Source organism: Nostoc sp. CALU 1950, from assembly GCF_051172895.1.
GTDB classification, from domain to species: Bacteria; Cyanobacteriota; Cyanobacteriia; order Cyanobacteriales; family Nostocaceae; genus Nostoc; species Nostoc edaphicum_A.
This window is the reverse complement of record NZ_JBDNJQ010000098.1, coordinates 1-14,666: the sequence shown is the minus strand read 5'-3', so window position 1 is coordinate 14,666 and position 14,666 is coordinate 1. Positions and strand designations below refer to the sequence as shown.

At 40.3% G+C, this 14,666-nt stretch carries 9 protein-coding genes; 2 read left to right on the top strand and 7 right to left on the bottom strand.

Annotated features, from left to right (window positions below; genetic code table 11):
- Positions 1–57: 57 nt before the first annotated feature.
- From ABF638_RS23770 to scyA, 4 genes are all read right to left on the bottom strand, one after another.
- On the bottom strand, positions 58–1,335 hold the full coding sequence (locus tag ABF638_RS23770; protein WP_435025410.1) for a ScyD/ScyE family protein: 1,278 nt from the start codon (positions 1,333–1,335) through the stop codon (positions 58–60).
- A gap of 52 nt (positions 1,336–1,387) precedes the next feature.
- Positions 1,388–2,356, bottom strand: a complete 969-nt coding sequence (gene scyC / locus ABF638_RS23765; RefSeq protein WP_435025409.1) for a scytonemin biosynthesis cyclase/decarboxylase ScyC — start codon at positions 2,354–2,356, stop codon at positions 1,388–1,390.
- A gap of 25 nt (positions 2,357–2,381) precedes the next feature.
- A complete protein-coding gene (gene scyB / locus ABF638_RS23760; RefSeq protein WP_435025408.1) occupies positions 2,382–3,443 on the bottom strand; it encodes a tryptophan dehydrogenase ScyB in 1,062 nt (353 codons plus the stop codon).
- 326 nt (positions 3,444–3,769) lie between these two features.
- Entirely contained in the window at positions 3,770–5,653 is a 1,884-nt protein-coding gene (gene scyA, locus ABF638_RS23755) for a scytonemin biosynthesis protein ScyA (protein WP_435025407.1), read from the bottom strand.
- A gap of 1,845 nt (positions 5,654–7,498) precedes the next feature.
- On the opposite strand from scyA, the gene ABF638_RS23750 reads away from it, so the two are divergent.
- The gene (locus tag ABF638_RS23750; RefSeq protein ID WP_435025406.1) at positions 7,499–9,457 is read left to right on the top strand and encodes a scytonemin biosynthesis sensor histidine kinase; all 1,959 of its coding nucleotides are present in this window, start codon (positions 7,499–7,501) and stop codon (positions 9,455–9,457) included.
- 308 nt (positions 9,458–9,765) lie between these two features.
- Complete coding sequence (locus tag ABF638_RS23745) at positions 9,766–10,638, top strand: response regulator transcription factor (RefSeq protein WP_435025405.1); 873 nt, start codon at positions 9,766–9,768, stop codon at positions 10,636–10,638.
- 258 nt (positions 10,639–10,896) lie between these two features.
- Here ABF638_RS23745 and ABF638_RS23740 read toward each other — a convergent pair whose 3' ends face one another.
- The 3 genes from ABF638_RS23740 to ABF638_RS23730 form a co-directional block, all read right to left on the bottom strand.
- Positions 10,897–12,099 carry an AAA family ATPase gene (locus ABF638_RS23740; RefSeq protein ID WP_435025404.1) on the bottom strand — a complete coding sequence of 401 codons (1,203 nt, stop codon included), beginning with the start codon at positions 12,097–12,099 and terminating at the stop codon, positions 10,897–10,899.
- A gap of 579 nt (positions 12,100–12,678) precedes the next feature.
- Positions 12,679–13,842, bottom strand: coding sequence for a bifunctional glutamate N-acetyltransferase/amino-acid acetyltransferase ArgJ (argJ, locus tag ABF638_RS23735; RefSeq protein WP_435025403.1), 1,164 nt, complete (start codon positions 13,840–13,842; stop codon positions 12,679–12,681).
- A gap of 321 nt (positions 13,843–14,163) precedes the next feature.
- Positions 14,164–14,415: a hypothetical protein gene (locus ABF638_RS23730; protein WP_435025402.1), complete on the bottom strand. Its 252-nt coding sequence runs from the start codon at positions 14,413–14,415 to the stop codon at positions 14,164–14,166.
- Positions 14,416–14,666 lie beyond the last annotated feature (251 nt).

The following is a 14,666-nucleotide window of genomic DNA, read 5'->3' as shown; positions in this document are numbered from 1 at the left end:
CCCTGAAGAATGCAGGGTAAATGTCCTTGAGAGGAACTGATATTGGTTTGAAACTTTTTACTTGAGCGCCACAACTTTATCTCTGAGCGGTTTGGGGATTGTCTTTTTGTGCAGCCAAGCAACGCCCAAGGCAGCGATCGCAAATACGCCGAAAGCAGAACTAGGTTCAGGAATAGATTTGGTATTCTCAATTCTGATCACTTGTCCAAGTCCTGGGCGATCGCTCCGGTTGGTGACGTATACTGCACCATCAGTACCAATAGTCAGGGCGCTAGGTGACTCTAATCCATTGCCACTCATAAGAGTTGTGCGTGTCCCATCGGTAGCTATTTTGATCACAGAACCATCAAAATCACCCTTCCAGGCTGACTGATTGGCGTACTGCAAAGCATATAAATTGCCTTCAGTATCAAATTCCAAGTCTGTGAGTTGGGTAAAACCATCGGCGAAGACTGTTGGTAAACCATCAGCACCGACTCGATAGATTTTTGCCCCACCTTCAGGGAAGGGAAAACCTGTAAATTGGCTGATGTAATAAGCGCCATCAAGTCCTTTAGCCACACTTGAGGGTACTGCTTGAGTTGCATGCGATCGCACCTCTTCACCTTGAGATGGAACCTGTGCAGGTTCATTGGATGGTGTCCCGGAGGGTGGAAAGATGGGATTAGTTAATATATCTTGGGGAAACGCAACTATCACCCGCAAATTCCTACCACCAGTGTTAACACTGAGTAGATCGTTTGCACCTGCATCAACTGCAACTAACTTATTGCCATCTATGACAAAACCCAAAGGATTGCTACCGAAATCACCACCATCGGGATTGTTGGCGAGTTCATAGTTAGCTAAATCGGCAACACTCGCCCAGGAATTGGTATTAAAGTCGGGAGCAATGATTTTACCGAGGTCAGTGTAACCTAAATTGCGATCGCGAAAGGTCGGATTTGCCCCATACCCAATCAGAACATAAGGTTTACCTGTAGCATCAAATTGGATATCACGAGGCCCACCGGCTCCAGTACCATCTGGTAATGCTAAAGAAGGAAGTCCTGTAAGTATCCGCTCAGTTTTACCATTCTCAATTCTGCTAACTGCTCCACTAGTGCCATAACATAGAGAATCGCCTTGACCACTTGCTGGTGGAACACAAGCCCCATTTCCCCCGGTTCCCGCCTCTGTGACATAGAGATTGCCATCAGGGCCAAAACTCAGACCTCCGGCATTATATAGACCGTCGGCGATTACCGAAAATGATGCAGCTTCCGCAGCTTTCATTCCCGAAAAAGCGGCAACACAAAAAGTTAGAAAGGTAATAGTAAGTTGTTTTAATTTCATGTGTTGCAGAGAATTGAGGTAGGAATTTTAAACGCAGAGGAACGCTGAGGTTTTAGTTAGTAACTAGGGATTCTTGAATTTTTGGTAGATAGCTCATTCCTCGGTCAAATGATTTGAGGTTGCCAGCTTTGGCTTCGAGTAAACGTTTGATGTTCATGCTCTCAGCGCCATAGTCTTCAATTTGAAGTTTGCCGTGGCTAACAGTTCCATCTGTTTTCCAAAATGTGATCCGATGCAGGATAAAACCAGAAGCTTCGGGGTCAGCGAAAGCGTAGGCAGTTGGGATAAGTAACGCTACAGAACGCTGATAATAGTCGTACTCTGGATAAAAATATTCTTGTTCAAGCAAGTAGTATTTACTCAGACTATGAACTCGCACAGAAACTTTTACCTTCTGGTCATATTCATCTTTGAATTCACCTGATTCAGAAGTAATATCACCATTCGGTCGTAGTAAATGCGCCCATTCATCTACGTTTTGTAAGTCTTTTAAGTATTCAATGCCGATTTCAATTGGGGCATCAACATAAATGGTATCTGTATCGATAAAGTGGCTTCCTTTGGCTGCTGAGGTCAGACCCGCCTTGCGTTCCAAATTACCTTTGAGAGAACGGCATTCGGAAGTGTGTACTGTGTGAATTCCCTGCATAATCATCTGAGTCTGCCGTTTGGGATCGACAAAGCTTAACCAATGGAAGTACACACCTTTTTCATCTGTCCCCGGCTCGATGTAGTCGGTGGGAAACAGCAAAACAGGGTAAACCTGAAAATATTTTTGATACTCTAATCCGCAGTGCCACTCAATACCATAAAACAGTGGGTTTTCTAGTTTCTTAACATGATAGTAAAGATTTTTGTGATAACCAGATGCAGTTCCGAGCCAGGTATCTTCATCAATTTGCTCTTGCATCCGGCTATAAAGTGTCCATTCGTCTAAGTTCTTTAAACTACAAAGGTAGTCAAAGGCGCTCTCTGGTGAAGTAGCAATGTAAGCTGATGTTGCAAAAGTATTTTTTTCCACTTCTCACTCCTTAAGATAGTAATAATTAAGCTGCGATCGCTTTAGTTTTGTTCCGCTTACTATTGTTGATCCGGTCTTCTGCTAAACGTTTGGCAGCATCGTTGGTAGTAACTCCCTGCGCTTTAGCAATATCAAAAATTGCTAATAGCGTGTCATAAATGTTATGCACTTGCTTAAAAGCTTTTTCTTCGTCATAACCAATCATTTCGTTGTAAACATTAATTAGCCCTCCGGCATTAATTACATAATCAGGGCTGTAGAGAATTCCTTTTTTGGTAAGCATTTGACTATGTAGTTGCTCATTCTCCAATTGATTATTAGCTGCACCAGCAATAATCGAAGCTTGTAAAAAAGGAATTGTATGACTATTAAGAATTCCTCCTAAAGCGCAAGGAGCAAAGATATCTACATCCAGAGAGTAAATTTCAGTTGGTTCTACAACAGTTGCACCAAAAAGCCGTTTTGCTTCTTCCGTTTTTGCTGGATCTACATCGCTAACAAAAAGCTTGACATCATGCTCATGTAAGTGCCGACAAAGATTTTTACCGACATTTCCTAAGCCTTGAACTGCAACTTTCATCCCATCAAGTCTTTTGCTCTGCCAACGAGACTCTACAGCAGCTTTAATTCCGAGAAAAACTCCTAGTGATGTTATGGGAGCAGGCCCACCAGATTTTTCTGATACCCCAACAACATGTTTAGTTTCTTGACTGATTGTCCGCACATCGTCAGGAGTAATATTGACATCTTGTCCGGTGATAAAACGTCCGTTTAGGCTATCAACAAAACGTCCATAGGCTCTCAACAGATCATCTGTTTTATTTTCAGGATTAGCGATAATGACTGCCTTTCCTCCACCAGCGGGAATATTTGCACAGGCAGCTTTATAAGTCATACCCCGACTCAGACGAAGTGCATCTTTTAAAGCAGCTTCTTCGTTGATATAAGGCATGAGTCTTGTAGCTCCCATCGCTGGGCCTAAGCTCGTATCATGGATGGCAATAATTGCCTTAATTTCGGGGTTTTTACCATGACAAAATAGAACTTGTTCATGACCCATTTCTCTAACAGTTTCAAATAGCAGCATCTTGACCTCTTGATATTGTTTGGGATTGGTTAGAGAAAGTAATTACCATTACAAAATGTAAAGATGTAGACACAAAAACACTCATGAAGATTAAGATTGGATGAAGTTAAGAAAAACTTGGTAGTTTGCGTAAAATCGTGGCGAATTTAGGGTGGGAATTTAAACGCAAAGGGACGCAGAGAATTTGCTACGAATTAGTAGAGTTAAGATTAGCTATTTCTTGCTTTGCGTCCTTCTTTAATGGTTGGCGGTTCGTAAATAAAGAATCTTTGAGTCGGAGGGGAGTAGTGTGTATAACAATCTCATTCGATTGCCAGCTTTCAAAATCAAACCATTGGGAATGAAACTTGCTTGGCTGCACTTTTCGCAGAACTTGATTTAACTCCTTGTGCCGCTAAACTCTTATTACGTCCACCAGAAGGTGCTGGTCGATCGGCGTCAATCACTACATCAATGAGAAAGGGAACGGTTGATGCGATCGCTTGTTCTAATGCCGCTTCAATATCCGACTCTCTGACAACTACGATCGCTTCTGCTCCCATTCCACGAGCAATCATGGCAAAGTTTGTCGGTGGAAGTGTTGCATCTGCGCCCTTTAATCCCAAGATTTTCATCCCTTGATGGCACATGTTGTAACGCGCATCGTTGAGTACAATCCAGATGGCGGGAATTTTGTATTTCACGGCTGTGCTGATTTCGTTATTCATCAACATTGCTCCATCACCAACAATCCCTACAGCCTTGCTATTGTTTGCCAGTGCTGCACCCAACACTCCGGTGACGGCGTGACCCATTGCACCGACTCCGGTACTGACTCGGTAACGATTGGCTTGGGCAAATTGGAGTAGATGGGTTGACCAAGTAAAGGAGTTACCACACTCCGCCATAACTATCGCATTGCTACCCTCAACAATGATCTTTTGAATTGCTGCCATCAATACTTCTGGCCGCACTGGATAATCTACGTCTGATGCTGGTTCAATTGCTTTGTGTTCTGGACGAGGTAACGACAAAGTTGTGGAATGAGGAGCATCTGGTAATTGCTGCAATAACTCTTCCACAAAGGCTTTGATGTCAGACCGAACCCCGAAAGTTTCAACGTGTGGATATGCAACACCTGGCACTTCTGGGTCAATATCGACATGGACAAAACCTCCTTTGGGAACTAGCGCCGCACTCCAAAAGGAAGTCGGTTCACCAAGGCGGGTTCCTAATACGAGTGTGCGTTGTGGAGGTTGTTCTTCCATATAAGTTAAGACGGAAGCATGACCGCCTAAACCTGTGACACCCACAAATTGCGGATGATCTTCAGGGAATATACCTTTACCACGAGGTGAGCAGATAACGGCGGCTCCGGTTTTTTCAGCGAGTTGGAGGATTTCGGCTGCTGCGTCACGCGCACCGAAACCAACCCAGATAGCAAAGGGGCCGGATGATAATAACTCTACCGATTTAGCGATCGCTTCTTTTGAAGCAGTCATCGGAAAGGGAGAAATATCTAGTTGAGGTAAGGCTATATCTTCAACTAAACTTGTCTGCACAGCTGTAGGAATACTTAAATGGGCGACAAATCCGCCTGGTTGCGCCATAGCCAGAGCCAATTTACGAAAAATCTGCGGTAATTGAGCCGCAGATTCAATAGTGATGGCATAGTTGAATAGCGCTCCTGGGGTAAAAATTCCGCCACTAGGCAATGTGTAAGTGCTGGTTTCTTGAATAGCCCAACGTCCACGCTGCGGTGCTGAGGTGCAAGCTGACAACAAAATTACCTTTGCACCTTCCCCACGAGCCGCAAATAATCCGGTCAGTGCGTTGGTGATCCCCGGCCCGGCTGTGGTAAAAACTACGGTGGGGCGATTATTGGCAAAGTATGCTTCGGTAGCTGCAAATGCTGCTCCGGCTTCATGGCGGAAGTTCAACACTTCTATATTGCTATTGGATAGCGCCCCCCAAAGGCTGGCCATTGCACCACCGGCGACACCAAAAGCGTAACTTACTCCCAAATTTACCAACATTTGAGCGATCGCATCGGCAACTGAAAGCGTTGGGGGTGTTTCGTCATTTAAAAAAGGCTGAATTCCCCCATTTTTCTCCGATTCATCAAGCTGACGGGAGCCAGATACAGATTCTACATATCTGTTTGCTGGAAATTCCTTGTATGGTTCGGTAGTGATGAGAGGAGAGTTTGAACCAGTATAGTTTTGACTCATTAGTTTCACTTAATTACATAAAGTTACACAAAGGCTTTTCAGTTTACAATCACAGCGCTAGAAATCTAGAAATATCTAATACAAACAACTCTGTTGTTTCTTACAGCTATGACCTAACTTGGTCGCTAGTAGAAATGGTTGATCGCTGCTGATTGATGCTTGTGAGCGCAGTACCAAAAAATTTTTAGCAAAAGCATACAACAGTTGAGGTTGTGCTTCTTGTGACCAGAATAAGGGAGAGAAAGACCCTTGTGCAATCAAAAATCTTTTGATGGGAGTGTCAATTTTTTCGCTTCTGTGGTGATGATTACAGTACAAAAGGTAGGTTTGCGGCAAAAAACTAAATCATGTAAGCGTACATAAACTAGCAACTAACCTGAATTCAAGCGCGTCTCAGAATCTTTACAAAGCTTAATATAGCTAGCTTTAATCGCACCTATCTACTTGCTAAACCGCGTGGGGAGGTTCTTGACTTGTGATGCTTATTATGGTCTGGGCCTAATCTGCAATGAAAAATCTTTTGATGCAGATGTCAATTCTTTCGCTTTTATTGTGATTGCGACATTCCCAACTTAGTCACTCTAAAGGATTGATATTCTGCTTCTGCGTAGCCTGCGGTAGGCATCGCAGAAGCAGCACATTGCCAAATTTACAATAGGAAATTTTTTGATTTGGTTGTCAATTCTTTTGCTTTAAAACTTACACAACTTTTTATCCGAATTAAAGCATGAGTTGAACTGTAACAAGTTTGGCGGTTTTCATATTGCCACCGAAAACTTTTTGAGTCAATGATTTGTAACGATAAATACATTGTTTCTTAACTTTTTATATTTCCTTCCAGAGATGACTAAGCGTTTAGTATGCATTGCCTAAGAAGTATTTTTTATTGCTACTGAAACAAGTTATATACTTAGTATACTAATGCAATGTTTCTTTATGACAAAACAAACACAACGCTATACGTAAATTTTTACGTATTTTTTTAATACAAAGGTACTTCTCACGACAGATGACTAAGCATATTCTTCTATAGTTAGATCCCTGAAAGAGTAAGTTAAGATAAATTAAGAAAATAAGTTGATGAGTGAAATTTGTTCATTTAAGCCAAGCACTGCAAATTCATTTATGTTAAAAATCAAACGACTCTACAGTAGTACAGCACGGCGGAAATCCATCTGCCATCTCAACTAACTAGACAAGTTGCTCAAAGCAACTGGTTAAAGATAAGCAAACTTCCGCCACAGTGTACTACTAGTCCGTCAAGTTGAAATTGATGGGTAAGCAAGTTCGTAGTCAGGACTTTAGTCCTTATTTTCTAAGCACTAAAGTCCTGACTACAAATCCTCAAAACTAGCTTAGACATTGTACTAGTAGTTCGTCAAAGTCATTGGCGAGGGAAAAGTTAAAGGATAATTTTTTATCCTTTAACTTTTCCCCAGTCGGAACCCAGAAATTTTAGGTTGATGAACTATTAGTTAGCTCTGTAGAAGGCTAGTTTAAATTTAAAATACCTTTCATACTTATAGATTAAGAGTTTTGAACTCTAATCTAATAAGGTTTATTGACAAATATAGACTTGATTGGTCTAAATTTTGTGCTGCTATAAAAACTGTTTAAGTCAAAAATAAAAGTTTTTAATTATTTAGTTTTTTAGGAAAATTTGGTTTAAAAATTCGCATTTTATTGGTATGATAAGTTTTGTTAAGACAATTAGTAAGATTTTTTAAATTACTAACTAATTTTATTTTTTACCAGCCGAAGAGTGCACCAAAGATTTTAGTAAGTTATGACTATTAACTCATTAATGGCTACAGTGCTGATTGATTACCAGGAGGAAGTAGGAATATGAATTCTGGCGAATATACACTAGCTAGATCAAACAATCAATGGGCACTACAACCTGAAGTAGAAATGAAGTTTGCTCACTTCCTAATAAATCACGCTGTAGATGCTGCCTTCTGTTTAGGAGCAAACGCGCAGTTTCTTTACGTCAACGATGCCACTTGTCTGATGACTGAGTATTCCCGTGAAGAATTACTTTCCATGAGGCTGCATGATATAGACGTAGATTTTTCTCTACACAATTGGTCAGATATTTGCTCACAGGGTTCTCTTACCTTTAAATCTCGCTATCGGACAAAAGGAGGCCGGATATTTTTAGTAGAAATATCCATGAGCTATGTAAAACAACAAGATATGGAATTTGGTTGTGCTTTTGCTCGTGAGAAAAATGACGAAATAGTAGAACTTAGCGTGCAAAAGTGGACTGATGAATTAAGGGATGCCAAAGATAATTTACAACAAGAATTTTCTCAACTCAAAGCAAAAGAAGTAGAACTAGAAGCATCTCTTTCGTTACTTCGTTCTACTCTCGAATCTACTGCCATTGGTATTGTTGCAGTTAATTTTGAGGGAGATATTCTGAGCTTGAATCAGAAATTTGTAGAGATGTGGCAGATTCCAGAGTCGCTAATACTATCTAAGAAATGTCCTCAATGCAAAACCTTTTTTGAGAACCAACTTAAAGATTCACAAGCCTTTAGTCGGCTGATTTGGGAAGTGTCTAGCCAATCTGATTTCGAGAGCTACGACATTCTGGAGTTGAAAGATGGGAGAGTTTTTGCACACTACTCTAAACCTCAGTTGCTTGAAGGTAAAATTATTGGGAGAGTGTGGAGTATTTGGGATATTACTGAATCGAAACAGACTGAAGAAGCATTACGATTAAACGCAACTAGATTTCGGACTTTAGCAGAGACAACAGATACTAGCACTTTTCTGATTCAAGGCACACGACTTTGCTATATAAATCCGGCAGTAGAGCAACTCACTGGCTATACAAAAGAGGAACTGCTAACAGGTTTTGATCTTCGCCGACTGATTAAGAGCAAAAAACGCAGGCAGATACGTAAGCAGGGTGAAGCAGGTAACTTTGAATACCAGGAAATGAATATTCTGACAAAAAGCGGCACGGAGCGCTGGCTAGCCTGCGCGGTTGCCAAGCTTGATGGAGGGCTGGATTTTGGGGGAAACCCAGTTGAATTAATTGCAGGTATCGATATTACCGATTACAAATATGCAGAATTAGGTCTTAACCAAGCTTTAGAACAGGCCAAACAACTTAGCGAACTAAGAGCGCGTTTTCTTTCTATGGTTTGCCATCAATTCCGAACTCCGCTGAATATTGTTTCATTTTCTAATAGTTTACTAAAGGAAGAAGTAGACAAACGTACACAGAAAAAAATACAACCATTACTCGATCACATTCAAAAAGCTACTGAACAACTGAGCCTGATGTTGGATGATATTTTGTTCTTCTCTAAAGCAGAATCAGCAAAATTAAACTTTGAACCAAAACCGCTTGAGCTAGTTCAGTTTTGTAAGGATTTAGTTGCACAAATGCAGATGAGTATTAGCCAAAATCCAATTAATTTGGTAACTAAAGATAACTCTCTAACAGCCTATATAGATAAAAAGTTGTTAGAGCCTATTTTGAAGAATTTGCTTGATAATGCGATTAAGTATTCTCCCTCAAATATTGCAATTGACTTGGAACTATCTTGCCAAAATGAAAAATTAATTTTCCAGGTAAAAGATAGGGGGATCGGTATTTCAGTAGTAGATCAACAACGAATATTTGAACCATTTTACCGTGGTAGTAATATTGATAATATACCTGGTACGGGACTAGGACTATCGATTCTCAAAACCCTTGTAGATTTACATCACGGTCAAGTCTCTGTAGAAAGTGAAGTTGCTGTGGGCACTACCTTTACTGTGATGCTGCCATTAGTCAAATTATAAATCGGTTCCGAGTTATGAGTTTTGAAATGAAGATATAAGACTCATATTGTATTTTTGAAAAAACACCGTACATCTCAAAAAACCTTCTTGACTGTTGCCTATTTCCTACCTATCGTGCTTCTCTGCGACACGCTCCGCGAACGCGCACCACGCAAGTAAGTTCAAAAAACAAAGCGGATTACTCTAGTTGTTGATTAACAACTTATTAAGTAATAGCTCTCTGAAGGAGGTAGTTAATTTCATCCTAATTTAGATACTCACTAAAGAGTCTAGTAATCAGCTTTTACAAAAAGTTATGGTAATAAAAAATGATGTACGAATCGTCAAAGAAAATTCTCGTCATTGAAGATGATACCGTTACCCGCGATCTTTATTTAAAGGGTCTTGAGGCTAAAGGTTTTGATATGATAGGTGCTCAAAACGGTCGTGTTGGTATCCAACAAGCACAAAAGAGTACGCCCGACTTAGTGATTTGCGATATCACGATGCCCGATATGGATGGTTATAGCGTTTTAACTACGCTACGCCAAGATCCTGTTACAGCAATTATTCCTTTCATTTTTCTAACTGGTAGTAGTACCAGATCAGATGTTCGCAAAGCTATGGAATTGGGAGCAGATGACTATCTTACCAAACCCTCGACACTAGAAGAACTCCTCAGAGCGATCGCAATTCGCTTGCAAAAGCAAGCTAATCTCCAATACTGGTGCGCTATGAAGTTCGAGAAAGCACCAAAATCAGTATTTACAGATGATACTACAGCGATCGCTGGAGGTGTTGCCGTAGCCTCTGATCAAGAAGCCAACATTCCTTCTAAGTCAATTTTTCCCTCCATTCCCCAATTAAAAGAGGTTTTTGACTTTATCGAAGCCCATTATCATCAAGGAATTACTTTATGTGATGTCGCTCTTGCTGTTGGTTACTCACCTGCTTACTTAACAAACCGAGTCGCACGGCAGACAGGAGAGACTGTAAATTGCTGGATTGTCAAACGCCGCATGGCGGGAGCGCGTTTTTTACTCCAAAATAATAATCAGACAGTTGAGAAGATAGCGAAAACATTGGGCTATCAGGATGTGTCTCATTTCTCCCGTCAATTTCGCCAACATCACGGTTTACCTCCCCAAGCTTGGCGCAAACAGCATCAGCTTGTATTGCAAGAACAGGTGAAACTCTGGTGAAAGTAGATTGACAAAAAAGGCAGAAGGCAGAAGGAAAGAAGTATTAATAAAAACTTTAGTTATGTGTTTAGAGCCGCACTAGTATAAAAGATTTGTGTCGATAGCGCAGCGTAAAGCCTTCTCTTTCAGAGACGCTAACGCGAACGGCATGGCTTCTCTACGAGACGCTGCGCGTAGCTTGCTTCTCCGTAGGAGTACGCTTAGAGCAAGTCATTGAGCGTCGCGGAAAGTTCCCCCTGCCCCTTCCCTCTGCCTCCTTCATACAAATAGTTGCGTAAACTCATATATTAAATCCACCCTGCCCTTGCGTAACATGGCTGGATCTAATCTTTCTGTAGTATTGCAAGTCATCAAGACAACTAACCGTTGCTGCATCTGAATACCAGAGTCATCAATTACACTCTGATACAAAGTGCCATCCAGCAAACTCAGAATATGTTCGGTTTTGTTATTGTATTGCGCCACCTCAGAAGCACGATTTTGCGCTAGATTATCAGCTTCGTTAATAACGATACAAATACGCTCTATGTAAGTCGGTGGGACAAAGTTAGCGATCGCATCATGATCTAAAATAAAAATTACATACCCCAAAGGTACAAGAATTTCTTTTGCAACTGCCTGTGTCCAAACTGTTTTACCAGTACCTGGTTTCCCATGTACAACAACCGCTAACTGGTTTTGATTCAGAATCGCTTGCTGTACAGAATCAGTAAAGTTTTGTATATCTGCGGGAAATGTCCGAATGGAAAATTGACTATGAACTTTACCTACACGACTTTGATATCCACTCAGCATCACGGCTAAGTCGTAAGTCGCTTTGTTAATTAGTGCCGCAAGATTTTTCGCCATTAAACTATATTGTCGTCGCCCGCGATCGTAGGGGTCAATTTGCAACCAAACGTCATACTTCGACCAGTAAGCATAAACAGTATTGATAACATCTAAGCGTTCCCAACTGACAAATCTATCTATAGGAAAATAAAAATCTCTTTCTGAGTAATACTGCGTAATAATGTCAGGATTACCCAACACACCTAAAACTCGCAGTACAGTAATTTCTTGCAGTCGGTTCAGAACATAATCAATGGGAATGCTACTACGACTCACAAATTGAACGATAGGCGTTTCTGTACTCAAAACATCTTTGTAGCGATGATCTGGTGATTGAGGATCTGGCGTGATGTAATTCCAAAACTTTTCAACTTCGTAGCGGGTATTATCAGATACGACATTTAATAAGTTAGCCCACCAAGCATAATTATTTCTTCCCAAAGTATCAGCAACATTACTTGCTAAATTCAGACTTTTTTGAGTTAACTCGCGGGAGTCACTGTGCAATAGATGCCACAAAAACCCCCAGTCTAATTCTCGGTTAAACGGTCGCCAACCGCTAGCAAGCAAGCTTTGCCGGGTATTATTTGTAGGAGTGCCTTCATTGCTTCTAAAATAGTCAAAATCCATATTTATTAGTTATGCAGCGTTAATCGAATTATTTGGTATTAAGTAGGAGATTTTGAAAAATTTTTCTCGTAAAATTAACTAATAGCGTACAAATAGTAGTTTTATTTTCACCGTGCTGTACTGGCTAGGAAGTTTTTTTTTTAATTTAACTCATCCCGCCTGTATTATACTATAATACATAAAAACTACCCATGTCAACTTTTTTGACAAAGCAATTGGTAAATGGGGGCTTACTTTTAGCTATTGATATATCTATGCTACTTATCCATCTCTAGATGAAAACTAATACCATGTCCGTGGAATTGCCCATAATATAAAGCACTTAACCCCATTTTTAGCTGACGCCAAAGTTTCTCTCCCTAATCTTGGCTCATAATAAGCGGTTCTAGCCGTATTTTCAGAGCTAGAACTGCTATTCATAAAGCAAATATAAGACTCATGTTTGATTTTTGAAAATATACGTAGGGTGTGTAGCTGCGAGAGTACGGCACCAAACCCTTGAGAATGGTGCCGTACTCTCAGCGATAACGCACCCTACAATTTCAGGTTTACTTTATGAATAGTCTCTTACTTACTTAATCAAGTTGAGTATTTACCATTAATTTCTATATAACCCTCTGAAAGATCACAACCCCATACAGTTGCAGAGGATTCACCAATATTAAGGCTAACATGAATATTTACTTGATCTTTTGACATAATTTGCCGCAACTGTTCCAGATTTTCATTAGTTAAACTATTAGGATAAACCTTCACATTATCAAAACTAATAACAACTCTGTCTGGATTTATCTGCTGTTCACTTTCACATTTGCCTATAGCCATAGCGACTCGTCCCCAATTCGGATCTGCTCCATAGACGGCAGTTTTTACTAATGGTGAATTCACAATTGCTTTTGCTACTTTTTTAGCTTGTGCATAGTTAATCGCTGAATCTACAGTCACCTCAAGAATCTTGGTAGCACCTTCTGCATCTCGTGCAATTTTCAACACCAATTCTTGTGCAACTTCTTGCAATGCACTGGCAAAATCTACTTCTGAAACTTCACCGGCTATTCCATTAGCTAGAATCACGGCGGAGTCACTAGTAGAAGTATCAGTGTCTACACTCAGACAGTTAAAAGTTTTATCTATAGTAGAGCGAAAAATAGAACGAAGGCTATTTGCAGAAATTGCAGCGTCAGTAAAAAAGAAAGTTAGGAGAGTAGCCATATTAGGCTCAATCATGCCAACACCTTTGGCAATTCCTACCAGCTTGGCATTTCCTATTTGCCGTGTAACTATTTTCGCTACTGTATCGGTGGTCATAATACCACGGGCTGCGGCATGGAAATCAGCAGCAGTCAATTTTTTCCCTAATCCTAATAAACCTGTCCGGATTTTTTCAATCGGGTAACGTCTGCCAATTACACCTGTCGAAGCTATCACAATATTATGTGCAGCAATTCCAGTTTCATTTGCAACTAATTGTAGAACCTCTTGGGCATCAGCGATGCCAACAGAACCATTAGCTACATTTGCATTTTTAGATATAATGACTATTCCTTGTGCTTGTGAATCTTTTAAGTGATCGCGACTAATAGTAACACTTGGCCCGGCAAAAAGACTTTGAGTAAAGACTCCATCAGCAACACAAGGAACTGATGATTTAATAAATACAAAATCATCAGTCGCATCTCGTATTCCCAAGTTAGTAATAAATGCACTAAAACCTTGAGGTGTGGAAGATATAGTTAATGGCATTTTTCTGGTTTTAATAAATTGCTTTAATTATCTCATACCATTTCCACAAATATTTGCAACACACTAATCGGCTGTAGGAGTATAGAGATTTAACGTCTATCTTGCTGCATTCCACTCTTACTCAGGCTCGTCAATATTTAGATGCCTTTGCCCTGGATCTGTATAGGAATCAACGAAGAAGTGCTATTTTTATTAAAAATATGAAATAATACCCCTTTAGAATATTTCTAAAGGGGATTTTTAAACACCAACAAAAGCTATGAAAAAAGAACTCTGCAATCAATATTGATAGGCAATAAATTATTGCAGTTGTAGGTCTTTTTATCTATATACATAGCGAGCCGGTATCCACTGGCGGCCACGATTTCTTTGTACCCAACGTCCAGGAACCAATATCCTCCTTCTCGCTTGGGTAGGGGTATAAACCCTAATTGGCGCTGGTCTTTTGATTATTCTAACTGGAACCGGTCGCCTAACTGGCCTTCTGATCTGGGCATCGGCTTGGGAAGGAATAAAGGTAACAGCAATTGGTAAAATCAGCGCTAAACTAGCAAGTACTCTTTTAATACTCATTCGCAAACTTTCCTTCTATGATGTAGACATCAAAGTGATTAATATATCGCGAAATATTAATCACTTTGACAAATAAATGATAGAACTGAAAGGATATATACACTAGTGAAAAAGGTAATTAGTTAAACCGTGACTAATGTCATATAGGAATCCGCTTTGATTTCTGAACTAATTTGCGTAGGCAGGCAAGAGGCAACAGGGTAAGAGCATCTCAATTAGGCTTGACATAAGGGCTGAGAGGAATCTAATGT